The following is a 23220-nucleotide window of genomic DNA, read 5'->3' on the forward strand; positions in this document are numbered from 1 at the left end:
GGCGGCGCGCTGCAGAATTGGGGTTGCCAAGGCCCGGCGACGGATTCGGCGCTTAAACTCAGGCGCATCCCTATGGCCGGTTTGGCGGCCGCACTTGTTAGGAGCCTGATGGGGAACACGCATGGAATCACCGGGGCTGCCTCGCGAAAAGGACACACCCGCATAAATTTTTACTAATCGCATGGGTTGCGAACATGCATTGTTTGGTTGTTTAAGGGCTGGCCAATCAAATTATGGAGCCAGCCATGCCGCCCATTCCCGCAGAGCAAGTCTCGCCGTTCGACTCTGAAAATCATCCGAATCACGTCACGCCCTTCCCGCACTTAACCACGAACGAACTCGCCGCGCGCTGGCGCTGCACCGTCTTTACCATCAGCGCGAAATATCGTTCGCTCGGCTTACGGCCGATCCGCGTCGGCAAGCGTTTGTTGTTTCCCATTGTTCAGATTGAAGCCGCTGAGCGGCGGTCGATGGGAGCCCAGTGATTCGCCGTGACCACTGCAAAAACGAAGGGTATCAGAGGCCTGATCGAGGTGTGGGACGCCAGGCGTTTTTCCCGCGCATGAGCAGCGACATCGAGGAACTGACGGGTTTGATGGTCCGTGAGGACCGAGCCACCTTCGCGCGCTGGAAGCCAATTGCCGCTGCGATATCCCCACATTCCGGGCTGTCCACCTACTCAGAAACCGAAACGGTCGTTGTGGAGTCGCCCGTGGCACCGGCAAACGACATCGGTGCGATTCCCTAATGACCGGCGACGATTTCACCAAGAACAAGCTGAAGTGGATTGAGTGCATCGCCGCTGACGCGAAGCTTAGCGCTAGCGCGGTTCGCCTTGGCGTGCTCCTGGCTACCCGGTTTCTCAACCGCAAGTACGGCTATGCCTTTCCGGCGCAGGACACCCTTGCCAAGATCTTGGATATCAACGACCGCACCATTCGCCGCGTCGCCAGCGAACTAGTCGCGGCCGGCTATCTGATCTCCAAGCAGGGAGGACCGGGCGTATCCAACCGCTACCGGATCATCTTCCCTGACCGGACAATCACTAGCGAGATGCCGCCCTCACCGGACAAAAATGCCCGGTCAGACGAAAAGCTGACCGGACAAATTTGTCCAACTGGCTGGGCAAAAATGCCCGTTCTTACAGGACAAAAATGTCCTACTAACCCTATGAGGGTTCCCTTTGAGGAACCCTCGGGAGAGATCGCGCACCCGCGCGAGCGCGCGGCTGACGCCGCGCTCGCGCAAGAGTTCGAAGCCTTCATGGAGGCCTATCCGTCAGGCCATGGCGGCAACCGCCAGTTCGCCGAGAATTGCTTCAAGCAAAAGGTGAAGGATGGCGTGGATCCGGCCCACATAATCGCCGGCGCCAAATGTTATAGGGCATCTGGCGAACATCCGATTTATCCGGTCAAGTGGCTGAAGCAAGAGGGCTGGCTCAAGGAATACCGGCCTGCGCCGAAGCGCAGCGGCGGCCGGTCGGCACGCGGTGGTGACCGTAGCTGGCTGAACGCGGGGCGTAGCATCATAGGAGAGGACCGTTGAATAAGATTGTTAAGTCGGATTCGGCGAACCTGACGGTCCTCAAAGGCGCGCAGGATCTCGCCGACTTTGATCGGTTCGCGAAGGAAACCGAAAAGCTCGCCAAGGTCAGGCGGAAACTTCACCAAGTCACTGAGCCGCTGCGCGAAATGAATTCAACGACCGACGAAATGGAGCGCGTCATCAAGGAAGCAAAGGCGGCGCTCGAGCGCTATTCCTGCGACGGCACTTTGGAGCGTGTCAAGCGGCTCGAAGGCCAGGCCGCAAAGCTCGAGCCGGGGGAATACTACACGGAAGATGGCGAGATGTCGGCGTCGTTCGGTATGGCCATGCTCATCAACTTCCTGACGGCTTTTCCCACCAGCAACGTGCCCGATCCCCCTCTGTTTCTGAAGATCCTATCGGAAGAGGTCGGGGCTCGCGCACCGAATTGGTTTGCGCTAAACGCCGCCTTGTTGCATCTGCGGCGGACTTCGAAATTCGTGCCGACCCTTTCTGAGTTGCTCGAAACCCTTGATCGCGAAGAAAAGGTCTGGTCCCACCGGTTAGAGGCCCATGATGAACTTGGATACGAATTGAGCGAGCTGCCTACACTGATCGAAGAGGCCGAGGCCTGGGTCGTAGAGAAGCGCGAGAGAATGGAAAGCGAGCGGCTGGAGCGTGAGCGGTTGGAGCGCGACAGGGAACGGCAGCGTGCGCTGCCGATCACACCTGGCGACCGTGTCGAAGTTGAGTATTTGGGGCCCGGGACAGTAGTCAGACCCTGGGGCGACGACCTGATGTTGGTCGCCTTCGACCGCTTAGACTACGAGCAGTGTATGGATATCTCATGCCTGAAGCGGCTGCTCCCTGGGGATGTCAACTTCGAACAGGTGAGAGCCTGATGTCCGTTTATCCGTACTGCACGCAACGATGGCGGGGAGGGGGGCGTCAAAAGTCTAGAAGGCCTCCCAAGGCGACCCGCGCGCCCCAAGCATCCAGGGAATTTTTTTCTGCCGTGATGGTGCCTGGGCGTATACCGGAAGCGCGCTGCCTGATGGCGGCAGAGCCGCGCTGTCGGTGCGGGATTTGGCGGCGAGTGAACCGGCAATGCATGACTCCCCCACGGAGGCTGGCGTTGCCACCCGTGACGAGGAGCTAGGAGCTGCGAGAACTGAGTTGCTGTCCTAACGCCATGTCCTTTGGCTGGTGCTTCTTGAAGGCTGCTACATGCCCTTTGAGTTTGGCGGCCATCGAATGTGGGGCCTCCGATGTCTTGGTCCGGTCCCCCATTCGATCGGCAACTTCGCTGCCGGCAAGCGGCTGAAGCAATTCATGACCAACGTGAGGGCGGATATTTCTGCGACACGGCGCTGCGCGATCCCATGGTGAACTGATTTGTTCGCTCCCTCCGGTGGGGGCACTGATGCAGGCCTAGGGCCGACCCATCCCGGTCACCGAACTGGCGTAGGCGATCAGGCCGTGGAAGTCGTCCTCCATCCGGTCGGGCGCGGGCGCGCGCAGCGGCGCGGGTGGAACCTGGCCGTTCACCGGCGCCGGGGCGCGGTTCGCGATCGCGGCCATCTCGGCGGCGAGGGTGTTGAAGTCCGACCGCGGGCGCGGCGAATCCAGAGTCAACACGTCGCGCAGGTCCGGCATCCCGGCCATTCGGGCGCCGAGGTTGGGCGGGAACGGTGCGCAGAAGCGGCGCAGGATGGTCGCCGGGATTGTGGTGTGGTCGTAGATCGCCTTGGCCACGTTCACCTTGCCGTCCGGCATCGACGGGATGAAGGGCGAGATCACGAAAGCCGGCACACGCACCCCGAGGCGCCGCTCGCCATTGGCCAGGGGCGGGATGTCGCGCGTGGTGGTGGTCCCGTCCGGGGCGGTGTGAGTCGTCTGGTACGGCAGAGGGACGTGGTCGTAGAAGCCGCCGTGCTCGTCGTAGGTGATGATGAGCAGGGTCTTGTCCCACTGCGTACGGCCATTCGCATCAGCGGGGCTGTCGAGCAGGGCGCTGACGATCGTGGCAATCAGCCGCTGGCCGTTGAACATGTCCGCCGGCGCATGGTCGTCGTTGCCGTCGGGCGCCTCGATATAGTCCGGCTCGATGAATGACACCGCCGGCAGCCGGCCGGCCCGCGCGACGGCGGCGAAGCCATCCGTGGGGCTCGCGAAGCTCGCGATATTGGTCTCGTCGAACGTGAAGTTTCGGATCAGCCTGAGCATGCTGTAGCCGTGCTCGAACAGCTTCCAGGACACGTTCCGCGCCGTCAGGTGGTCGAAAAAGGTCCTGGCCTCGAGCGGCGCGAAGCTCTTCGCCAAGTCTGGGTTCTCGGCTTCAGGGCTGCCATAGATGTCTTCGCTGAGGTCGCCACCCAGCGAGATGAAGCGGTTGGGTAAAGTGCCGCCGATGTGCGAGCAGAACCAGCGGTCGCAGATGGCGAACTCGCGCGTCAGGGCGCCGTAGGCCGGAAGCTCCGCGTCGGTCAGGTAGTTCATGATGAGTTGCAGCTCGGCCTGGCCGTTCCCCGGCTTGCGCGCGAAGTCGGCGACGAATCCCTTCATGCCGTCGGCGATTTGGCGCTCGACGCAGGCGTGGCCATGGCACGGGTTGTCGAGACCGAACGAGGGCCAGGCGGTCGTGCGCGTGCGGCTCGCGCGGAACAGGTGGCCGCCCGGCAGGTCGGGAAATCGAATCGTGTCGCGCGCATTGTCACCAGGCAGCAAGCCGTCGACATTGTCCTGCAGCGGCTCGCGCTCATGCTCCGCGCTCTCGTCAGCGGAAAGCAGCTTCGATCGCGGCAGCATGCCGTCGCGTGACAGATAGCCGAGCACCTGGTCGAACGAGCGGTTTTCCTGCATTAGCACGACGATGTGTTCGATCTTGGACAGGGCGCCCGGGCTCACGCCGTGCAGCGGGGTCGGGTCGACGCCGAATCCCTCAGGGGGCAGCGGCTCCTCGAACGGCAGGTCGAACAACCGGGGCGCGCCGGCGGTGGCGACCCCACCGCTGCCGCCGCCGTCGGAAACCATGTCCGGCTGCACGATCGTCCCGCCCGTATCCGAACTGAACACCAGTTCGTGCGAAGGTGTCTGGCGGCCCACGTAAGTGAGCACCATGGCGTCGGCGTTGGGATCGTAGCGGATGTTCTCCACCTCGTAGCGGCCCACCAGCCAGGGCCTGAGGTAGCGGTCCATAAGGTTGCCCTTTGCGGAGAACTGCAGCCGGTACAGGTAGTCCTCGATCGCCTTCTTCACGACCTGCTTGACGTTGATCGTCTCAAGCCCTTGGCTCGCGGAGGGATAGGTTACGTCCCGGTCGAGGGCGTCGAGCAGGGGCGACTCCACGGCCACGTAGTAGCCGATGGTTCCCTGGCTGTAGGGCGAGAGATAGAACTTGGCCGCGACCCACAGCGGATCCGGCAACTGGGCCGACGGGTTCGGGCCGGGGATATCTAACTCGGCCGTATGCGAGTCGCGGTAGCTGAAATCGAACCGCAGCTTGAAGTACGGCATCTGGCCCTGGCCGGCGATAGGTCCCTGTTCGCCCCCTGCCTCAACGCTAATCGTGTCGAGCGTTATATGCGGCAGCTTCAAGCGGTCGGTTCCCAGCGGGACATACTGGTCGTCGAGCGGCTTGTCATAGAGCAGGGCGAACTGCTCGTCCCATTTGTAGGCAAGCAGGCCCCCTTCGAGATAGGCCCAGGCGATGTAGGGATTGCTGTCCCAATTCTTGGCGAAGCCGCGGCTGAAGAATCCCATCGGGATGGTGCGGGTCAGGATAGGAAGGACGCTGGGATACTGGGCGTGGATTCTGTAGCGCCGACGTTCCAGCGACCCGTCCTGGTTACGGGTGATGCGCAGCGCCCAGATGTCTCCGGCGTTGGGGGTCTGATGCAGGATGGTGTGGCTCTGCGGATTGAGGTCCGGGACCACTTGACCGCCTCGCAGAAGCTCCAGCGTCAGCTCCATGGTGGGGCCGAAGCTGCCGCCGATGTCGTCGATGAGGTCGAGGTCGCCCCCGAGTCCGCCGGTCGGGAAACGAGGCTGGGCGCGGCGGATCGTGCCGCCGGCAGCGGGTGTCGCGGAGCCTGCGCCTCCCGGATCGGCCTCCAGCCGCCCGAGTGGCGTATGCAGTCCCGGGCCGCCGGCGTGGCCGCCGAGGCCAGGCTGCGGCGTCCCCGAGCCGTGTTCCAATGGCGTAGCCGGCGTGCTGGACTGCCAGCCGGATGGCATGGCGTAGAATGACTGGACGATGATGGTTCCCGGCGTCATCGGCGGCAGCCGCCACAGGCCGGTCTCGCCTGGACTGAGTTCGATGAGCGCCTCGTGAGTCCGATAAGCAAATGCCATTGCACCCGCTCCTCGTCGGCTCGTCCGCTTCATGCGCCTGGCAGGGAACTCTTCGCTTCCGGTTGGTTCCGATGCTCGCGCCGGTGAATGAGGGTCATCCTACTCGAAGCCTCTCCTTCCGAAAAGGGGCGATAGGCGGAGCGATTAACCGTTTCCAACACCTCAAGCCCTTGGGCTGGCAAAAGCCGGCTCCATTTTATGAGGCCGGGGTTAAAGCTACAATCCCGCGAATGCACACCGCCTGAGCATAAGTCCAGCAATCGTTGTCGCGTTACCGATATCGTAGCCACGGGTTCGAGTACGAGCACAGGGCTCGGGAAATCGCCACGGGTGTTTTGCGGGACCCCTTGCTTGCGTTTTAATTCCGGCGATGCGTCGCCGCTCGGCCAGCACTATCTCACCACTCCTTTGAGACCTGCCTCCGCCACCCTCTTCAGCTTTGCAGCGCTGCCCCTGGCCCCTTTTTTAAAGGCGTCGGGGGTCAAGTCTTGAGCAACGGCTTCATCTGTGGCCTCAGCGATCGCCGTGGTCACCCTATCGCCAGCGGCTTCCGCCGCGCCTTTGACTGTTTCCCTCAGCTTTTCGCCCGCCGTTCCCATCAGGCGCTCTTCGGTGCCTGTTGACGGGAAGGCGGAGGCAATAACCGCCCCCACTGCGACGCCAACCGCTGCCAAAGCCAGTGGCTGACGATCCAGCAAGTCCGCCAGCCCGCTTCGAAAAGGCAGCGAGTGGTTGCCGCTATCCGCGTTCCGTTTGTCCGGCTTCGTCGTCGCCGTCTCAGATCCCTCCATATCGACGCCGACTTTGGAGGCCGCAGCCTTCATGCCGTCCGATACCGCATCGCTTACTCCCGCAGTAGCCTTGCGTATTTGATCGACAGCCCCGACCACCGTGGATCCGATCGCCCCGGTTGCGACATCGACGGCTGTGTCCAGCGTGTCTCTGCTCGCGCGCGCGGCTCTTGACGTCGTCCCAACGACTGCACGGGACTTGCTGAAAAGCATCCAGGCCAAGCCCAATCCGATCAATCCTGCCGCAACTGGATTGTCGCGTACCGCGTCATTCACGTTGTCGAGAAAATGTTCCGATCTCATTTTACGATGTCCTTGGCCGCGGCGATATCGCGGCGGATTTGTTCCAGCGTGATGTCCGGCCGAAGGTTCTTCGCCCGAAGATATTTCATTGCCGTCACGCCGCAGATTGCGCCAAGGGCGGCGCCGATCACCGCCGCGGTTACAAGCGACAGAGGAAGGGAAATTCCACTTAAGTCACTTATCCAAAGCGCCAGCGCGGCAAGGAGCAGGGTGAGTACCGGTACGGCGAACAGGGTGGCGGCGGCGAGATAGGCTGCGCCCCAGCCGACATTCGCGACCTTTTCGGACAATTCGGCCTGCGCCAGCTGCAGTTCGACCTGAAACATCTCGCCCAACTGTTCTACGCCGTCGCCGAGCAACTTGGAGAGGGACCTGGAGCGCTCAACTAGAGACATTGTTAGGCCTTTTCCTTTTAATCTTTCACTGGCCCCCATATTCGTTCTCCTGGCTCGATTGCGAGGGACCGGCCTTGAAGACTCTCACAGCCGCAAACCCGAGAAGCAGCGCACCGCCGAAGAAGAGGGCTGGCTGCCGGCGAGCTAAATCCTGCACATCATGTGCAACCTCTCGCATCCTTCGTGTTCGTACGGTTTCAGCGACCGTATCGATCTGCTGTGCGGCCTGATGAATATACCGGGAGGCCTGAGGTATCTCCTTGTCAAAAACGTCGGCCGCCTGATGTACGAGATCGGCGACATTCTGCAAATAGCTCGCCCCCGAAGCGCGCTGTTCGTCGATTAAGTTCTCGATCTTCATTCCGGTATCTGTCGCGACACTCTTGGCTTTGTCGCCGATTTTGGCGGCCTGCTCCTTCACAGTGCTGGTCACTTTCTCACGTGCTTGCGAGCTTGCAGCCTTTGCATCCCGTCCAAGTGATCGAGCCTGCTCGTCCAGGCTTTGCGACGAACCATCGCTTCTTTCGAACTCGTCACGATCTTGCATTATGGCCTCCATCGCTGTCTTCAGGGTCGCCGTTGGCCGGTTCAGTCCCGATCGCTGCGCCGACCGCCCTATGGACAACGGATGCGAATTTCTCGGTTACACTGCTAACTGCCTCATCGAGAGCTGCAGGGGTGAGGCCTTCGTCGCGGCGGCGGCAGATATATCGTCGGCGATTTCAGCTGCCTGGGCCTTGGCTCCCTTGACGACTTCGGCGGCGGCTTTCCGGCCTGCACCCTTCAACGCCCTGCCGGTGTTGTTGAGCACGTCTTCTTCTATCCGCGACGCCGGCACTGAGGCCGCGATGAAGCCACCTACAGCCATTGCCACTCCCGCAACAAGAAGGGGGTTGCGATCAACCAGCCTTGCGAGCGCATCCCGCGTTTCCGAGCTCGCTTTAGCCGCCTGAGCGGTAACATCCGCTGCTGTAGCTTTGGCGCTCGAGACCGCCGAAGCCGCGCCAGCGGAAAATGCTTCTTTAGCTATGTTACCGGCGTTCACGGCTGATCTGCGCGTTCCTTGAAACGCGGTGTGAATAGCCTCACCAAGTCCTTCCCCACCGTCGGGGGGACCCCCGTCAGGCCTTTCTACTGGGTGCTGAGACTCATTGGCGACTGGGGTGGCGCTGGTTCGAGAAAGCAGCAGACCGGCGCCGATCAAGACCATGGAAAAAGGAACTTTTCTGACGAGACCAAGAAACGGATAGCTCGCGATGGCGCCGATTGCTAATGCCTGAAGCGGGTGAGTGGCAATATTCTCCTTGACCGCCTCGACCGCCTTCGAACTTTTTCGTCTGGCATAGGCGGTCGCCTCATCTTTCAGATGGCGCGGTGAGAGTGTCGTTTTAATCTCGTCGGTAGTATCCGACAGGGTCTGGGTGAGCTCGCTGAGTGTCTCCTTAAGTTCCGCTCTGCGTAGTTCGGACATCGCTCGCAAATCATGGATGGAGTTAGAGCCGTCGGGCATAATATGTCTCCAAAGGAGGTGCAAAGCGAACTCCCGCAGGGCGCAAATGGTTCCCTTCAGGTTCTGCGGGTGGACCAATGATCGAAAATGGCACCCGGCTCCTGAGTCGACTATTCGATCCCCCAGCGTTCACGGTTTTTGGTCATTTCACTCCACGGAGCCCGCCCGGATCTGTGACGTGGCGTGCCTTTGGGTTGCCACTGTAGGTGGTCAGGCAACTAACAACTACGAGTCGCCGATTCCTCTAGTTCGGGTGGCGCATTGCTAGAGGCAGGCCGAACCATAACCCTCCAAAAAGGCAGAATAGCGCTACGGCGAGTACGACACTCACTAGAGCCTGTCTTCAGTTGAGCAAGATGAAAGCCGAAGCCAAGTGGACGCCGGCTAGAAAGTTTCTGGCGAGCTTATCGTAGCGGGTTGCGATAGCTCGAAAGTGCTTGAGTTTGTTGAAGAAGCGCTCGACGAGCAGTAGAGGGCGAAATCGCAAGGCAATGGGATCTTACGGCGGGGATGAGAGGGAATGACTGGGGTGATTTGCTTGTCGGCGAGGGTTGCGAGGAAGGCGTCGACATCATAGGCCTTGTCGGCGATGAGGGCGGCGGGATCGGAGTTCTCGAGCAAAGGCTGGGCACAAATGATGTCGTTGGTTTGTCCTGGCGAAAGCATCACCTCCACGGGATTGCCCAAGGCATCGACGAGCGCGTGGATTTTGGTGCTCAGTCCGCCACGCGAGCGGCCGATCGCTTGCTCGCCGTTTTTTTGCGCGCTCCTGCACTATGTTGATGAGCCCGCACGATGGTGGCGTCGATCATCATGTACTCGTTGTCGTGATCGCTCGCTAATAGCTTGAAAATACGCTCGAAAACGCCACTTTTTGACCACCGACTGAAGCGTTGATAGACGATATTCCAGTCTCCGAAACGCTCCGGCAGATCGCGCCAGGGAATCCCCGCTCGGTAGCGATACAGCACCGCATCAACAAACAATCGATTATCGGCAGCTGTACCGCCGACATGGCCTTCACGGCCGGGCAGAGAATCCTTGATCCGATCCCACTGATCGTCACGTAATGCATAGCGTCGCATCGGTCGGCCCTCCAAAAGCCGACCTCCCATGAATCACTCAATCGCTGATTTGGGAATCCCTCAACTGAAGACAGACTCTAGTCCGCGCCCAAACACCGCGAGCCCACAACACGAGCCATTTTTACGAAGAGGCCAAAACCGTTGTTTACTCCGCAATCCGGTGAGATGCTGCCGACAGAGCAGCATGAAACCGGCCCCGGCATTTCTGCCGGGGCTTATTGCTGTTATGAATGGTCCTCACAGACGCCTAATGCGCTCCATCTCCGCATCGGTTAGTTCGTAGGGCGGAGCGTCGGGGTCGTAAGACTTCCATCCCGCCTTTCTATACTCATCTCCGATACGGATCGGATCGAGTGGTTGGTGTTTATCAAGAATTGAGCGGACCTTGCCGGCTATAGCCTCGTCCGTTTTATTGAAAGCAAGGTTCCGCCGCGCCGAATCGCTTCCGAATAGACATGGGCATGCTTCTCGGGAACTCCTGCGTCGACAAGGGCGCCTATAATACCGCCCGCTGCACCACCCGCGAGAGCGCCTGCCGCTGTCGAAGCTAACCAACCAGCGGCAACTATGGGGCCTATACCTGGAATAGCTAGCAGCCCTAGCCCGGCAAGAAGACCCGCGCCACCACCGACAGCCGCTCCCAGGCCCGCGCCAGCTCCGGTATTCGAAATTTCATCGACTTCAGCATACTTGGCACTTACATGACGATTGGCGAGTACACTGATGTCTTTGGTCGGTATCCCAGCCGCCTCGAGCTCGCTCACTGCTCGGCGAGCACGTTCATGATTATCATACACTTTCGTTACGGTTTGCATTTTTCACATTCCTTTCGAAAGCGGGGGGCGCCACGCTAATTAGAAACCACGTTTCCTTTGTAATCCACGGCAACCTTTACGGTGGTACCGTCTTTGGTTGCCGTACCCCGCCATATACCCTTGTCGTCTTTCGTCAACGTCGAGACGTCGGCATATCCAGCTGCAAGCACACGGTCTTGTGCCTGCCCTTCAGTGAAGCTGTTCGCTCCTTCCAATGGAGCGCCAAGATCCACCTTGGCGGTCACAAATGTGTCAGCCTTGCAGTGCTCTAGAAACGCGGCTTTGGCAATTGTTCCATCACTGGGAACTTCTTTTCCACTAACTCGCAACGATGCGGCGTAGCGAATTGCTTCTCCTCCACTCAACACCCCATCATGATTTGCATCGGCCTGTTTCCACATTGCTTCGCATTCCGCATCGGTCGCCGCTAATGCCGCAGGAGCCGATAGGAAAAGTCCCGCCAGCAGGGACATCAGGGTTCTGTTCACTGAGCAAACTCACACTTGTGTTTAATGCCGGGCTATTGCAACGGCGGAAGGCCAACGTCGAAGATGACGATAGGTTCCTTTCCGACGGCGCCCGCGGATCGTCACTCGCAAGCTCGCCAACTTGGTTTTCAGCGCAGGCGCGGATCGAAGAAATCGAACACCGGTTCTCACTGGGCGCAGATGAAGAAGGGCGCGGTCGCCCGAGCCCTCACCACTATCGGAGGGGGCGCGGCCAGAGCTGCATCGCTGCTCGAAGTGCGATGCTCAATGGGCTGGTGTTTCCAGACAGGAACCGAACGGTGCAAATTAGCGTTGCCAGATCACCGTCAACTTCCGATCAGGTGAGACATGGCACGCAAGACTTCGAAGAGCGCCTCCAAGGACGTGAAACGAGCGATGCATAAGCGCAAGGAGGGCACGCTAAAGAGTGGCCGAAGCGGTAAGACAGTAAAGAGCCGAAAGCAGGCCATTGCCATCGGGCTGTCGGAAGCGCGCCAGAAAGGGAAGAAGGTCGCCCCCAAGAAACGCTCAAAAAAGTAGACCTCTCGCAAGTAGACCTTCGGCGTCTGCTATCACGGTTGCCCGCATACGAGAGGCCCATTATTCGGCGGGATCTGCTTCCGAAGGAATGAGGTAAACCCGCTCCTTGAGAAAGAGGCGCGCATTACTTCAAAAAGCTCCGGCGGATTCAGGTGGCTTGCCGTCCATGCATTACGTCACCATCACTCACACCATCACTCAGAGCCGGCCGAAGGGAGTACAATGGATGGCCCGCCAGGTTTGCTTCCGAGGACCAGGGAGGAAAGCCTTGGCCTGACGGGCCGTGCTTCGAGCATGAGCAAAATCGCCCAGGAGCTGAAAGGTTCCAAGTTCCCGCGAACCTTATCGCGGGTATCGGGTTCCTGATTAATTGCGGGCGCGGGAACGCGTCTTCCCATTTGACGACCGCGGGGTGTTCTTGCGACCTTCGGCACTCTCGACCTTATGCTCGTCCTTTCGCGCTTCGTCGGCCATCTCAGAGAATTTGGCCCGCAGCTCCGCCAGTTCGTCGTCCGATAGGCATTCAAGGTCGATCATTGAGTTCTTGGCGCCGCCGACGGCGCGAATGATCTCATCCAGCTTGATCTGTGCGGCCAATCCATCCCGGTTCTGGCTGTTCTGAATGACGAAAACCATCATGAAGGTGACGATGGTGGTGCCGGTGTTGATCACCAGCTGCCAGTTCGGGGAGTAATGGAAGATGGGCCCAGAGGCTCCCCAGGCCAATAGCGCCACGAGCGCCACGCAGGATGTGATCGGACTACCGGACGCCCAGGCTACTTTACTCGCGAAAGTGGCGAAATGGTCGCTGAAACTGCGGGTGGGTTTGTGTGCTTTAGTCACGGGAGTCTCCAATATGGTGGCGGGTACATAATAATCAGGGTGCGGAGAAGTTCCCGCCGCCTGATCGGGAACATCCGTGCCTGAAAGTGAGTTCACCACCAGCGGCGACCCCATAACTGGAGGACTCCCTATGGCTATGGACAGTCTAGATGCCCTGTTTGAAGACACCCTTCGGGACATGTATTACGCGGAAAAGAAACTCACCAAAATCTTGCCAAAGATGGCGAAGAAAGCGAGTTCGCCCGAGCTGGCCGACGCCTTTACGTCGCATGCAGAGGAAACCGAGGAGCACGTCACACGCCTCGAGAAGGTTTTTGAAATCATCGGAAAGACCGCTCGCGCCAAGAAGTGCGAAGCCCTTGAAGGCCTATCCGCCGAAGGCGACCACGTCATGGAAGAAGCCGGGGACGATGGCGTAATGGATGCCGGCCTCATCGCCAGCGCCCAGGCCGTCGAACACTATGAGATCGCCCGCTACGGAGCGTTGAGCGCTTGGGCCGGGCAGCTCAATTTTAGCGACGCCGTCAGTCTCCTTGAGCAGACCTTGGAGGAGGAAAAGGCCGCGGACGAAAAGCTGAACGGCATCGCGGAAACGGTCAACGAAACAGCCATGCACGCCGAAGCCGCGGAATAAAATGTGCCCGCCTTCTAGGCGGGCGCTTTTTGCTTCTAACCGAGGAGGGATCAATGAATAAGAACGAACGGCCAGAAGCTCTATCGCAGTTTGCGGAATCCGCGCGGCGCGGTGAGCGTGCGGGAGTTACCGGCCTCACCGCGACCAAGGCAACCGCGCCCATCCCAACCGATTCCAAGGCCAAGGACGAGGCGGCGACGTGCGTTCTGGCCGAAGGCGCCACCGGCGAGGAACTCTCGACGGATGAGTATGTGGACCGCCTTCCAGACCGCATTCTCAAGAGCCAGAAAAATTCAAGCGATGACGCGCTTGAGGCGGGGAAGGAACTACGCAATCAGACATATGACGCAACACGCGATCCGCGTACCGGGCGACCGCCTCAGCTTGGAGAAACACAGCGACTGGCGCACGAGCACGAGATCGACCGTCTAAGCGATCGGCCGTCTGCGGCCGAAGTTGAACCGTAGAGTGAAGTCGCCGCCGGCGAGTCAGATGAGGATGACCAGGAAGCTAGTGAAAATATGGAGGAAGTGAAGATCTCGTTAGGTGCAACAAAGCCGGCGACGTCGCCTCTTTAACCGAAGCGTTCACGGCCATCGGCGCGATATCGGGCGCCGTCGTCCAGTCCGCCCGGCATCCGACGCAGGCCTTGAGCGGGTCGGTGACCGCGCCAGCGATCACCGGCACAATCGGCCGGACCGGACCCAGGGCTCCAGACCCTGGCCGGTCTGGTCGTGGTCGACGTCACCGGCACGATCGGCCAGAGTGGGTTCCGGCCGCGCCGTGCTCTCGCCATGGGATGGCTTTGGATGGTTCCTATTCAGGCAAGGGCACGCCTCAGAGGGGATGTCGTAATCAGCCACGGCCATCAGCTGAGGCCGTCGGCATTTCAAGCCGGCCAAAAGGTCCAGCAACATCCGAACCAATTGTATTAAGTGACCCGCCAGGACTGGCCATAGCGAAGATCGCCTGGCGGGCCTTGGGGCATCATCTTCGCTCATCCCAGCCCTATTGGGAAGTCCACGGTATTACAAAGACCTGTGCTGATTTAATAGGAACAACGAGCTGATCTAATCGTTGGAGATCCGTACTGAGCTATGGCTGAGATTGACCGTGAAAATTGCGCAAGTTGCACCTTTAATGGAAAGCGTACCGCCCAAGCTCTATGGCGGCACCGAGCGTATCGTGTTCTACCTCACCGAGGAACTGATTCGGCAAGGCCACGAGGTCACGCTGTTTGCGTCCGGCGATTCGCGAACAAGTGCGACACTCGTAGCGGGGAGCAGAATGGCCTTGCGCCTCAGCGAGGATCGCCAGGATCCATTATTGCAGCATCTTTTGATGCTCGAGAAATTGCGCGACCGGTACGAGGATTTCGACGTCATCCATTTTCATATGGATCTTCTGCAATTTCCGTTCCTACGAAGTCTCAACTGCCCATCGGTTACCACACTACACGGTCGCCTCGACGGACCGGGTATTTCTCCCTTCTATCGCGAATTTAACGAAGCCCAGCTCGTCACCATCTCCCGGTCTCAGCGTCGTAGCCTCCCAGATGAAGCTCAGGCATCTCTCGTTTATCACGGTCTGCCGCAGGATTTACTTCATTATGGCAAAGGGCAAGGTGGCTACCTCGCTTTCCTCGGCCGCATTTCCCCGGAGAAAGGGCCGGCAGATGCGATCGCCATCGCCCTAGCGGCAGGCCTTCCGCTCAAAATCGCTGCAAAGATCGACAAGGTGGACGCGGACTTTTGGCGTGACGTTGTCAAGCCGTTGGTCGATAAGAATGCGAGCATTGAGTTTGTTGGAGAGATTTCGGAACGCGAGAAGGGAGAGTTCCTCGGCAATGCGTCAGCTCTTCTCTTTCCTATCGACTGGCCGGAGCCTTTTGGCCTGGTCATGATCGAAGCCATGGCATGCGGAACGCCGGTGATTGCATATCCTCTCGGATCAGTGCCTGAGATTATTGAAGATGGGCATTCGGGATATATCGTGGGCAGCCGCGACGCCGCGGCCGACGCGGTGAGGAGGATCGATCAGTTGGATCGCGGCATAGTGCGGCAATGCTTCGATCGACGCTTCACCGTTGAACGCATGACTGCTGGTTATGTGAGACTTTATGAAAAGTTGATGCAATCACGCCGCACTGACCGGCATATTTACGGACCGCCGCTCGCTGCGCGACAAACTCCATCAAACGTGCAGCCAATCAGCGCCATGTAACTGGTTGAGGCCGAAATGCTGCAAACTACAGACCGTCTGGGCACCCGCCCCGGTCCAAACCGGAATGAGAGTCTCCGCTTCACCGATCTGCCGACTGAGAGGGTCGTGTCTCCGGCATGAGTGCAATAACAAGCACGAACCCGGCGGCGGCGGCGCCGGCAAGGAAAAGAAAAGCCGTGGCACTGCCCAAACGATCGGCAACATATCCCGCGAGCGTGGTACTAAGCGAAGCGCCGATGCCGACGGCGGCGCCCACCACGCCCTGAGCGAAATTGAAATGACCGCTCCCACGCATCACATCCGCGATGACCAGCGGGACCAACACGCCGAGAGTGGCTGCTGAAATGCCGTCCAACAATTGCACCGCGACCACCAGATACGGCGCGCTGGTTGCCGCGAATACGACGCACCGGATCGACAGTGCGACGAAGCAAAGCAAGAGAAGCGGACGTCGGCCCCAGCTCTGTGCCTGAAGGCCGACCCAGGGTGCAATTGCTACAACTACGAACTGTGGCGCGAAGATACAAATGGAGAGTATCAAGGTTGCCGTCTCGGGCAAGCGCGTCGCGAGCAGACCCGCCATAGTGGGTAGGGCGGCGGCATTGGCGAGTTGAAACAGAAGAACCGCACTGGCAAAAATCAAGAGCGAGCGGTTGTGTACCAACGAATGAAACGTATGCAACGATGAACGGCGTTCGTTTGCCCTAACCCCTCCGCGCGCAAGGTCCAGGTCGATGTCTTCCGGTCGGATTTGCGTCAGGGCGACGAAGGTGGGGACGCAGAGCGCGGCGGTGAGAAGGAATATCGCTCTATTCGAGAAGAAATAGCCAAAGGCACCCATCACGCCGGCGGCAATCGCGTTTCCGAGCGAAAGAAACCGCGCATTCCGTCCAAGCCTCACACTCAAGAGGGCGTGACCAACGAGTCCGAGGCTGATTGCGGCCAGTGTCGGTCCAAGCAGACAGCTTGCAATCGCGTGCAGCACCTTTGCGACAACCACCACACTGAAGGTCGGCCACACCACGAGCAGGAGAGCACTGCCACTGACACTTGCAACCGCGAGCGCTGCCAGAAAACGTTTGGCGGGTACACGATCGACGAGGGCACCAGCGGGAATTTGTAACGCAAAGGTCACGAGCGTTCCAATCGTAAGGATCAAGCCAATGTCTAATTGCGTCCAAGCTACCGATGTCAAATATAACGCGACAAATGGCCCCCAACCGGTCTGAATATCTGCAACGAAGAAGGCAAACCAATCGAGGCCGTGAAGACTTCGGCTAGAGGCCCGACTTACAGTAGCAGGCGCGGTGGTTTCCGCCGCCCTTTTGCCAGGTAGTGAAGTCATCATTTCCTATAATCACAGAATGCTAATTCCAGCCGGAATTCGTGCACTCCGCCGCGCGAGCATGTGGACGATGTGCGCAAGGTCGACGCGGCCCCTGACATACGAGTACCCTCGCCAGACCAGCAGGCGAGGTGCAGGTGAAGTGCGATCTCCCGAAGGTTGCGGGTGGCCAGAACGCTGTCCAGGCGCTCTATGTTACCCGCAGCGCCCGTAAGACAATGCGAGGGTAAGCGGCGCGTCTGACAGTCTATACGGTCGTGCGCGACAAGCGCTAGTGTTCTGGTCATCGTTGGTCTCCAGTAGTGGGTCAGCCCGAAGGTCACTATCTGGAACACGGGTTGCCTCAGGCCATTCTCAATGCAGCATTGGCCTGCACGGAACTTAGCACGCTGGGCAAGTGTTAACGCATAGTCTTAAGGGTGAAGACGAAGATGTACCTGATTTCGGTGGCCACCGACTACGACGGCACTTTGGCGCATAACGGGCGCGTTGATCCACCAACGATTGCGGCATTCGAACGGTTGAAGGCCAGTGGCCGCAAGCTGTTGATGGTTACTGGTCGGGAATTACCACACCTAAAGCGGGTGTTCGCGCGCCTCGACCTTTTCGACGGCGTTGTTGCTGAGAACGGCTCACTTCTCTACTTTCCAGAACGAGAGGAGGAACGCTTGGTAGCTGCTAAGCCTCCGGCGGAACTTGTGGCCGCGCTAAGAAATCGTGGCGTTCATCCGTTGTCGGTGGGAGGGGGCATCATCGCCACTTGGGAGCCCAACGAGACAACGGTGCTGGAATGTATACGGGAACTCGGATTGGAATGGCAAATAATCTTCAACAAGGGTGCCGTTATGGTGCTGCCACCTGGCGTCAACAAGGCGACAGGTTTGGCCGCAGCGCTCAATGTACTAGAAATCTCTCCGCTCAACGTGCTGGGCATTGGCGACGCCGAGAACGATCATGCCTTCCTGACGGCGAGCGGTTGCTCGGCCGCGGTTTCTAATGCGATAGATTCAGTTAAAGAAGTCGTTGACGTGGTTACGAGTGGTGACCACGGCGCCGGCGTGATTGAAATAATTGATGCGCTGCTCTCCGATGAACAAGTCTTCACTTCTCTTGCCGCAAAGCGCCACAAGATTTCACTTGGCAAAGATGAGGCGGCCGTATTGCAACCCGAGCACGGTGCGGTCCTGATCGCAGGTGCCTCTGGAATCGGCAAATCGACCCTCGCTACAGCCATCATAGAGAAGCTGATAGGTCGGGGATTTGAGATCTGTGTGTTCGACCCAGAGGGAGACTATGATGATTTAGAGAAGGCGATTGTTCTCGGCGACGCACAACGGGCCCCAGTTATAGATGAAGTTCTTGACATCCTACGCAAGCCCGTCGACATGGCTTTGGTGGTCAATATGTTAGGCTTGCCCCTAGAAGAGCGCCCGAAGTTCTTTGCTGAACTCCTCTCGCGGATTCAGCAAATGCGCAGCAAAATTGCTCGGCCGCATTGGCTAGTAGTTGACGAGGCCCACCATATGCTACCCGCAGAATCGGAAGTCAGCGATGTCAGTCTCCCAGATCCACTTTCTGCGGTAATTTACGTTACTGTGCACCCGGAAGCGATGCGCCCCAAGGCGTTAGCCGCCGTGCAAATCGTGATCGGCGTCGGACCAAAGGCAAATCAAGTCGTATTGAGCTTTTGTGCTGCAACCGGAACAGCGACACCCACACTTCCGTCGTCAGGTAAAGATGAGGAGGTATTGTTCTGGGATCGGACCTCTGGTGAACCACCTCGATGGATCGGCGTCGATCGTCCGCAACAGGAGCATCAACGACATACGCGCAAATATGCCCAAGGGGATCTTGGGGAAGACAACAGCTTTTATTTCCGAGGCCCACGCGGCAAGCTGAACCTCCGAGCGCAAAACCTTATGATTTTCCTTCAGATAGCTGACGGCGTTGATGACAAGACTTGGTTGCACCACCTCCACCGTGGGGATTACAGCCGTTGGTTTCGCGAGTCGATAAAGGACGAAAAGCTGGCAGACGAGGTGGAGAAGGTACAGGACGACGCCGATCCTGTAACAACTCGCAAAGACGTTCGTGCGATAGTCGAGCGCCGCTATACTGCACCATCTCAGACTTCCTAAGTATCTACTTAGGTTTTGCCCAACAATGTTCGTCCTACAATGAGCGTTGGGGAGCACTTCACGCTAGAAGGCGGGAACTCTCTGTGAAAGTCCTCGGGTCTCAGCGCCCCTAGATCAAGGCAACACCGACAATAGTCAAGCGTCCTGCGGGCTCGCGCAAAGGCGCCCCACGCAAGCGCTCTCAGCTCAAGACTAAGGTGGAAGGGGAGGGGCATTGGACGAAGCGGGACAAAACCACAGGCGAATGTATGGCGCAGAAGAACGACATCCTCGCGCTCCCTGCCACAATCAGCCCGCCAGAGAATGCACGAACAGGTAGATCACGTCTCTGACGGGCTTTTAGGGCGTGCCTTGTGACAGGCAACACGAAAAATGCCGAGAGGCTCTGGATGTTCCCAATCGCTATCAATCTTTTTGCTTGTTTCTCTGGCCACGATCTTTGCGGCCATAGACGGCGGCTACCGAGTTGTGATCGTTAGTGAAGGTGTACGAGCTCGTATGATGCAGGGCGGAGGGCCGCTCTCGAAGGAATATTGCCACTGTTTGATCAACAGGTCGAGCTTGTCGGCGTCGACGAGCTCTTGAACTGTTGGACACGAGAGTTCCAGCGGCATTCGTGATGCAAAGAGGAACAAATAAGCGAGCGCTTTGTTGCCGTTGGTCACTTATCCATCATATGGAGTGAAGACATGAATCGCGACAAAGAAAACAAGCAGCATGGCCAGGCGGGACAGCAGCAGCAGGGCAACCCGTCTCAGCGTCCGGGCCAGGACCAGCAGGGCGGCGGCATGAAGGACCCGGGTCAGCAGCAGCAGCAGAACCCGAATCCCGGCCGTCGTGACGACGAGGAAGATGACCGCACTCCTGGCGGTCCTAAAAAATAGGCGGTAGCTGGGAAGCCCGTCTGCTAGACGGGCTTCCCGTCCCCAAGTTCTGAACCAAGACGAAGTGCCGAGGTGTCGAATGGCTCCACGCCGACCCACCCGCAAGGCAAGTTCCAAGACGGCCGTAGCCGCCGGACGCCGAATCCAGTCCGCGGTAGATCGTCGAGACCGCAAGCGGAGTCCGAAGAAGTCGTCCAGCAAGCCGATGCAGTCCGGTAAACGTGCCTATCCGAAGGCGTTTCCGGCGCAGCATCTCACAAAACCCGGCGTGGAGGACGACCTCTCCTATCCGCCTCTCTTTCAGGCTCCGGGCTATCAGGGCTCGGAGAAGCTCAAAGACATGGTGGCACTCATCACCGGCGGCGATTCAGGGATAGGGAGAGCCATTGCCGTACTCTATGCCCGCGAAGGCGCCGATATCGCGATCGCCTATCTGAATGAACATGACGACGCCGAGATCACGAAGGCCGCCGTGGAGCGAGAGGGGAGCCGCTGCCTGTTACTGCCGGGCGATGTCCGAATGGCGGGCTTCTGCAACAAAGCGGTCGAAGAGACCATTCGCACATTCGGAAAGCTCGATATTCTGGTGAACAATGCGGCGTTCCAGGAACATGAATACGATATCGAAGACCTGAGTGACGAGCATTTCGATCATACGCTCAAGACCAACCTCTATGGTTATTTCTACATGGCGCGGGCGGCGGTGCCGCATCTCAAGCCGGGCGGCTCCATCGTCATGACAGGCTCGGTGACCGGAATCATGGGGAGCAAGCACCTGCTCGATTATTCTATGACCAAGGGCGGCATTCACGCCTTCACGAGATCCCTCGCCGGGCACCTCATCGAGCGCGGCATCCGGGTGAATGCCGTGGCGCCCGGCCCGGTCTGGACACCGCTCAATCCGGCAGACAAACCAGCCAAGGACGTGAAGGACTTCGGGGCGGACACGCCGATGAAACGCGCGGCACAACCAGAAGAGATCGCACCCGCCTTCGTGTTCCTCGCCGCGCCATGCTGCTCGAGCTACATCACCGGCGAAGTGTTGCCCATCGTCGGAGGATATTGAAGGAGGCCTCAAATGCCACGTGGAGACAAGTCCAGCTACACCGGAAAGCAGAAGCGGCGCGCCGAGCACATTGAGGAAGGGTATGAGAAGCGCGGGGTCTCGCGAAAGGAGGCGGCGAAGCGCGCATGGGCCACGGTCAATAAAGAGTCTGGCGGTGGCAAGAAAAGTCGCTCCGGGCGCGGCAAAGCGGAAAACCGGTCGGCGTCGCGGCGCGGCGGCCACAAGGTTGCCGCAAAGAAGCAGGCTCGCCGCTAGGACCCGGTTCCCCGTTTCTCTAGTCGTGCTCAATATCAAGGGTCGCTTACCTTAGCGCGACTTCGATGAGCGCGCGAAGCATGGCGCCTCGTGGAGGGGCCCGGCCATTGCGATAGTTCTGCTGGTCGGGAACGAATACGGTTGGTGTGTGGGAGCCAAACTCTAGTCTTTCGCAGGCTGCCGCTCCTTTCATTCGGCTAGAAACTAATTAAGCAAAAGACTTCAGTTCCGGCCTGTCCAAATCAGTAGATCTGTTCCACGTCTCCAAAAAAGAACTCGCCAAGACCATTCGGTCTGGCGAGCTAGGTTATTCGGGGTTCACTCCAAATGGCTTGGGATAACGAAGCAGTATCGGGCGTGTTCCGTTAGCAAGCCTAATTTCAGGCGGCTGCCTTGTGTGCTGCCATCGGATTGACGGTTTCGGCAAGGCCGCTCAGCTTTTCGTCGGCGGCCTTTTCCTCTTCAAGGGTCTCTGCCAGCAGATCTGCTGCTTCCGTCATGTCGAGTTGGTTTGCCCAGGCTATGAGGGTGCCATAACGAGCGATCTCGTAGTGCTCGACAGCCTGGGCGGTAGCAATTAGGCCGGCGTCCATGACGCCATCGTCCTCAGCATCCTCCATAACATGGTCGCCCTCGGCCGACAGCCCCTCGAGCGCCTCGCACTTCTTGGCCCGGGGTGTCTTGTCGAGAAGTTCGAAAACCTTCTCGATGCGCTGGACCTGGCCTGCGGTTTCTTCCGCGTGCGATGTGAACGCTTCAGCCAACTCCTCAGTGGTCGCCTTCTTTGCCATCTTCGGGAGAATTTTGGTGAGCTTCTTCTCGGCATAATACATATCGCGAAGTGTATCTTCGAAGAGGGCCTCAAGTGAGTTCATGGCCATGGCAGTTATCCTATTTCGGGTTGAATAGGTGGTGAACTACCCCAGCGGGCGAAATGTTCCCGTGATATGAAGGCCCCGCGCAGATTGTTTACGTGGGCCTCGTAGAGTGCGGTACGCCCGGTCGACACCCTGAATAATGTTGGGGCAGGGCCCTTCGTTGGTGTCTTCTAAGCCGCTATGCGGTTTTCTGCGCCCAATGAGGCACGGGCGCCCGTCTAAGGAGCGGAGCTCACCAGCATCAGTTCGTCGTCATCCCGCTGTCTTCCGCCCATGGCTCCGGCCACCGAAGCAATGAATGCCCCGATTGCCATTGACAGCGCGCCAAGGATGGCAGCCGTGGCGCTGACTTTGCGAGCATCATCTGCAGCCTGCTGTGCCTTCGCTTTCAACTCGTTAGCCTTGGTGAGGACGGCCTCGACCCGCGCTTTCGCACCCTCCTGTGAAAGGCCTGTTCTTGCGGCGACAAGACTAGACAAATAAGTCCGGTCTTCCTGAGCAACTTCACCCTGCATGGTTCCCATTACGAGGATGCGTGACGCTTGCGCCGATGCGGCCTGATCGGCTTCCGGCCCCGTAGTTGCCAAGCGCGCTGGATCGGCGGGCCTCAGCAAGCTGTCCACCAGATAGCCGGTCGCATCATTCTGATTGTTCGGCTGCGCCGCCTGGCCAGCGGCATTCCCGGCGCCGCCGGCAACGGTGGCCGCCGCCCCGAAAAGCATAGTCGTATGGATACCCACAATCCCGATGATGATTAGTGTCGCCACCGCCCATGCCATGAAACCATGGGCCGTATCACGGAAAAACACTTCGTCCGTATGAACGTCCACCCATCTGGTCCGAAGGCGCCCGGAGAGATAGCCACCGAGGGCTGAGGAAAGCCATTGAACAATGACGAGCCAGATTGCTGTCGATGTAGCTACGGTCGCCAGGCCTGCACTTTCACCCGACCAGGGAGAGATCAGTGTAAGGCCCAGCCCCGAGCCAAGAAGCATGAGCACCGCCGTCGCGGCGACCGCGGCGAATGCGCCGGCAAATATGGGTCCCCACACGACCGCGGGCGTTGACGCCTCGCCTACCAATGACGCCTCACGAGTAATGCTTGCCATATCGTCCTCCTATCGAAAGAAGAGGAGGAGAAGCAGGATGA

The 23220-nt window shown here is 59.0% G+C and carries 22 protein-coding genes and 2 pseudogenes; 12 read left to right on the forward strand and 12 right to left on the reverse strand.

The genetic code is table 11. The features are described 5' to 3' along the window. Positions 1 to 245 precede the first annotated feature (245 nt). The 4 genes from G5V57_RS23240 to G5V57_RS23255 all read left to right on the forward strand — a co-directional run bounded on the left by G5V57_RS23240 (position 246) and on the right by G5V57_RS23255 (position 2426). Positions 246 to 485: a hypothetical protein gene (locus G5V57_RS23240; protein ID WP_165169909.1), complete on the forward strand. Its 240-nt coding sequence runs from the start codon at positions 246 to 248 to the stop codon at positions 483 to 485. 77 nt (positions 486 to 562) lie between these two features. Then, positions 563 to 748 carry a hypothetical protein gene (locus G5V57_RS23245; RefSeq protein WP_165169910.1) on the forward strand — a complete coding sequence of 62 codons (186 nt, stop codon included), beginning with the start codon at positions 563 to 565 and terminating at the stop codon, positions 746 to 748. Then, complete coding sequence (locus tag G5V57_RS23250) at positions 748 to 1545, forward strand: helix-turn-helix domain-containing protein (RefSeq protein ID WP_165169911.1); 798 nt, start codon at positions 748 to 750, stop codon at positions 1543 to 1545. Before G5V57_RS23245 ends, G5V57_RS23250 begins: the two co-directional genes overlap by 1 nt. Beyond that, positions 1542 to 2426 (forward strand): hypothetical protein, encoded by an 885-nt coding sequence (locus G5V57_RS23255; RefSeq protein ID WP_165169912.1) that lies wholly within the window; start codon positions 1542 to 1544, stop codon positions 2424 to 2426. Before G5V57_RS23250 ends, G5V57_RS23255 begins: the two co-directional genes overlap by 4 nt. A 529-nt stretch (positions 2427 to 2955) precedes the next feature. On the opposite strand, the gene G5V57_RS23260 is transcribed toward G5V57_RS23255, so the two are convergent. The 8 genes and pseudogenes from G5V57_RS23260 to G5V57_RS23290 form a co-directional block, all read right to left on the reverse strand. Then, complete coding sequence (locus G5V57_RS23260; RefSeq protein WP_165169913.1) at positions 2956 to 5877, reverse strand: phospholipase C; 2922 nt, start codon at positions 5875 to 5877, stop codon at positions 2956 to 2958. A 392-nt stretch (positions 5878 to 6269) separates the two neighbouring features. Then, positions 6270 to 6971, reverse strand: a complete 702-nt coding sequence (locus G5V57_RS23265) for a hypothetical protein (RefSeq protein ID WP_165169914.1) — start codon at positions 6969 to 6971, stop codon at positions 6270 to 6272. Continuing rightward, positions 6968 to 7405, reverse strand: a complete 438-nt coding sequence (locus G5V57_RS23270) for a phage holin family protein (RefSeq protein WP_165169915.1) — start codon at positions 7403 to 7405, stop codon at positions 6968 to 6970. The genes G5V57_RS23265 and G5V57_RS23270 overlap by 4 nt, the downstream gene beginning before the upstream one ends. Further along, positions 7392 to 7913, reverse strand: a complete 522-nt coding sequence (locus G5V57_RS23275) for a hypothetical protein (RefSeq protein WP_165169916.1) — start codon at positions 7911 to 7913, stop codon at positions 7392 to 7394. Before G5V57_RS23275 ends, G5V57_RS23270 begins: the two co-directional genes overlap by 14 nt. Before the next feature lie 96 nt (positions 7914 to 8009). Beyond that, complete coding sequence (locus tag G5V57_RS23280) at positions 8010 to 8876, reverse strand: hypothetical protein (RefSeq protein ID WP_165169917.1); 867 nt, start codon at positions 8874 to 8876, stop codon at positions 8010 to 8012. A 343-nt stretch (positions 8877 to 9219) separates the two neighbouring features. Beyond that, a pseudogene (locus G5V57_RS23285) lies at positions 9220 to 9961 on the reverse strand (IS5 family transposase). A 237-nt stretch (positions 9962 to 10198) separates the two neighbouring features. Next, positions 10199 to 10776: pseudogene (locus G5V57_RS35360) on the reverse strand (hypothetical protein). 35 nt (positions 10777 to 10811) lie between these two features. Then, positions 10812 to 11249, reverse strand: coding sequence for a hypothetical protein (locus G5V57_RS23290; protein WP_165169918.1), 438 nt, complete (start codon positions 11247 to 11249; stop codon positions 10812 to 10814). 363 nt (positions 11250 to 11612) lie between these two features. On the opposite strand from G5V57_RS23290, the gene G5V57_RS23295 reads away from it, so the two are divergent. Continuing rightward, positions 11613 to 11804: a DUF6496 domain-containing protein gene (locus G5V57_RS23295; RefSeq protein ID WP_165169919.1), complete on the forward strand. Its 192-nt coding sequence runs from the start codon at positions 11613 to 11615 to the stop codon at positions 11802 to 11804. Between the two features lie 366 nt (positions 11805 to 12170). On the opposite strand, the gene G5V57_RS23300 is transcribed toward G5V57_RS23295, so the two are convergent. After that, a complete protein-coding gene (locus tag G5V57_RS23300; protein ID WP_165169920.1) occupies positions 12171 to 12761 on the reverse strand; it encodes a low affinity iron permease family protein in 591 nt (196 codons plus the stop codon). A 16-nt stretch (positions 12762 to 12777) separates the two neighbouring features. Here G5V57_RS23300 and G5V57_RS23305 point away from each other — a divergent pair, with 16 nt between their 5' ends. The 3 genes from G5V57_RS23305 to G5V57_RS23315 all read left to right on the forward strand — a co-directional run bounded on the left by G5V57_RS23305 (position 12778) and on the right by G5V57_RS23315 (position 15504). Continuing rightward, positions 12778 to 13281, forward strand: a complete 504-nt coding sequence (locus G5V57_RS23305) for a ferritin-like domain-containing protein (RefSeq protein WP_165169921.1) — start codon at positions 12778 to 12780, stop codon at positions 13279 to 13281. Positions 13282 to 13334: 53 nt separating this feature from the next. After that, complete coding sequence (locus G5V57_RS23310; protein WP_165169922.1) at positions 13335 to 13748, forward strand: hypothetical protein; 414 nt, start codon at positions 13335 to 13337, stop codon at positions 13746 to 13748. A 646-nt stretch (positions 13749 to 14394) separates the two neighbouring features. Then, positions 14395 to 15504 carry a glycosyltransferase family 4 protein gene (locus G5V57_RS23315; RefSeq protein ID WP_165169923.1) on the forward strand — a complete coding sequence of 370 codons (1110 nt, stop codon included), beginning with the start codon at positions 14395 to 14397 and terminating at the stop codon, positions 15502 to 15504. A 79-nt stretch (positions 15505 to 15583) separates the two neighbouring features. On the opposite strand, the gene G5V57_RS23320 is transcribed toward G5V57_RS23315, so the two are convergent. Continuing rightward, complete coding sequence (locus G5V57_RS23320; protein WP_246737335.1) at positions 15584 to 16852, reverse strand: MFS transporter; 1269 nt, start codon at positions 16850 to 16852, stop codon at positions 15584 to 15586. A 428-nt stretch (positions 16853 to 17280) separates the two neighbouring features. On the opposite strand from G5V57_RS23320, the gene G5V57_RS23325 reads away from it, so the two are divergent. From G5V57_RS23325 to G5V57_RS23340, 4 genes are all read left to right on the forward strand, one after another. Beyond that, on the forward strand, positions 17281 to 18987 hold the full coding sequence (locus G5V57_RS23325; RefSeq protein WP_165169924.1) for an HAD hydrolase family protein: 1707 nt from the start codon (positions 17281 to 17283) through the stop codon (positions 18985 to 18987). Between the two features lie 689 nt (positions 18988 to 19676). Further along, complete coding sequence (locus tag G5V57_RS23330; RefSeq protein ID WP_165169925.1) at positions 19677 to 19871, forward strand: hypothetical protein; 195 nt, start codon at positions 19677 to 19679, stop codon at positions 19869 to 19871. A 79-nt stretch (positions 19872 to 19950) separates the two neighbouring features. Beyond that, entirely contained in the window at positions 19951 to 20937 is a 987-nt protein-coding gene (locus tag G5V57_RS23335; protein WP_165169926.1) for an SDR family oxidoreductase, read from the forward strand. A 12-nt stretch (positions 20938 to 20949) separates the two neighbouring features. After that, positions 20950 to 21192 (forward strand): plasmid stabilization protein, encoded by a 243-nt coding sequence (locus G5V57_RS23340; RefSeq protein ID WP_165169927.1) that lies wholly within the window; start codon positions 20950 to 20952, stop codon positions 21190 to 21192. Between the two features lie 380 nt (positions 21193 to 21572). Here the strand turns inward: G5V57_RS23340 and G5V57_RS23345 are convergent, their stop codons facing one another. Together G5V57_RS23345 and G5V57_RS23350 are read right to left on the reverse strand one after the other, a co-directional pair. Further along, positions 21573 to 22073: a ferritin-like domain-containing protein gene (locus G5V57_RS23345; protein ID WP_165169928.1), complete on the reverse strand. Its 501-nt coding sequence runs from the start codon at positions 22071 to 22073 to the stop codon at positions 21573 to 21575. 215 nt (positions 22074 to 22288) lie between these two features. Beyond that, positions 22289 to 23179 carry a hypothetical protein gene (locus G5V57_RS23350; RefSeq protein WP_165169929.1) on the reverse strand — a complete coding sequence of 297 codons (891 nt, stop codon included), beginning with the start codon at positions 23177 to 23179 and terminating at the stop codon, positions 22289 to 22291. Positions 23180 to 23220: the final 41 nt, after the last annotated feature.

The sequence above is a fragment of the Nordella sp. HKS 07 genome, assembly GCF_011046735.1.
In the GTDB taxonomy this organism is placed as follows: domain Bacteria; phylum Pseudomonadota; class Alphaproteobacteria; order Rhizobiales; family Aestuariivirgaceae; genus Taklimakanibacter.

What these genes read in the sequence shown, in the direction of transcription:
- G5V57_RS23310 (WP_165169922.1), top strand. Translation starts at nt 13,335, where the DNA reads ATGAATAAGAACGAACGGCCAGAAGCTCTATCGCAGTTTGCGGAATCC.
- G5V57_RS23325 (WP_165169924.1), top strand. Translation starts at nt 17,281, where the DNA reads ATGTACCTGATTTCGGTGGCCACCGACTACGACGGCACTTTGGCGCAT.
- G5V57_RS23260 (WP_165169913.1), bottom strand. Translation starts at nt 5,877, where the DNA reads ATGGCATTTGCTTATCGGACTCACGAGGCGCTCATCGAACTCAGTCCA.
- G5V57_RS23350 (WP_165169929.1), bottom strand. Translation starts at nt 23,179, where the DNA reads ATGGCAAGCATTACTCGTGAGGCGTCATTGGTAGGCGAGGCGTCAACG.
- G5V57_RS23250 (WP_165169911.1), top strand. Translation starts at nt 748, where the DNA reads ATGACCGGCGACGATTTCACCAAGAACAAGCTGAAGTGGATTGAGTGC.
- G5V57_RS23305 (WP_165169921.1), top strand. Translation starts at nt 12,778, where the DNA reads ATGGCTATGGACAGTCTAGATGCCCTGTTTGAAGACACCCTTCGGGAC.
- G5V57_RS23280 (WP_165169917.1), bottom strand. Translation starts at nt 8,876, where the DNA reads ATGCCCGACGGCTCTAACTCCATCCATGATTTGCGAGCGATGTCCGAA.
- G5V57_RS23295 (WP_165169919.1), top strand. Translation starts at nt 11,613, where the DNA reads ATGGCACGCAAGACTTCGAAGAGCGCCTCCAAGGACGTGAAACGAGCG.
- G5V57_RS23340 (WP_165169927.1), top strand. Translation starts at nt 20,950, where the DNA reads ATGCCACGTGGAGACAAGTCCAGCTACACCGGAAAGCAGAAGCGGCGC.
- G5V57_RS23290 (WP_165169918.1), bottom strand. Translation starts at nt 11,249, where the DNA reads ATGTCCCTGCTGGCGGGACTTTTCCTATCGGCTCCTGCGGCATTAGCG.
- G5V57_RS23320 (WP_246737335.1), bottom strand. Translation starts at nt 16,852, where the DNA reads ATGATGACTTCACTACCTGGCAAAAGGGCGGCGGAAACCACCGCGCCT.
- G5V57_RS23245 (WP_165169910.1), top strand. Translation starts at nt 563, where the DNA reads ATGAGCAGCGACATCGAGGAACTGACGGGTTTGATGGTCCGTGAGGAC.
- G5V57_RS23345 (WP_165169928.1), bottom strand. Translation starts at nt 22,073, where the DNA reads ATGGCCATGAACTCACTTGAGGCCCTCTTCGAAGATACACTTCGCGAT.
- G5V57_RS23335 (WP_165169926.1), top strand. Translation starts at nt 19,951, where the DNA reads ATGGCTCCACGCCGACCCACCCGCAAGGCAAGTTCCAAGACGGCCGTA.
- G5V57_RS23265 (WP_165169914.1), bottom strand. Translation starts at nt 6,971, where the DNA reads ATGAGATCGGAACATTTTCTCGACAACGTGAATGACGCGGTACGCGAC.
- G5V57_RS23275 (WP_165169916.1), bottom strand. Translation starts at nt 7,913, where the DNA reads ATGCAAGATCGTGACGAGTTCGAAAGAAGCGATGGTTCGTCGCAAAGC.
- G5V57_RS23270 (WP_165169915.1), bottom strand. Translation starts at nt 7,405, where the DNA reads ATGGGGGCCAGTGAAAGATTAAAAGGAAAAGGCCTAACAATGTCTCTA.
- G5V57_RS23300 (WP_165169920.1), bottom strand. Translation starts at nt 12,761, where the DNA reads ATGGGGTCGCCGCTGGTGGTGAACTCACTTTCAGGCACGGATGTTCCC.
- G5V57_RS23240 (WP_165169909.1), top strand. Translation starts at nt 246, where the DNA reads ATGCCGCCCATTCCCGCAGAGCAAGTCTCGCCGTTCGACTCTGAAAAT.
- G5V57_RS23330 (WP_165169925.1), top strand. Translation starts at nt 19,677, where the DNA reads ATGAATCGCGACAAAGAAAACAAGCAGCATGGCCAGGCGGGACAGCAG.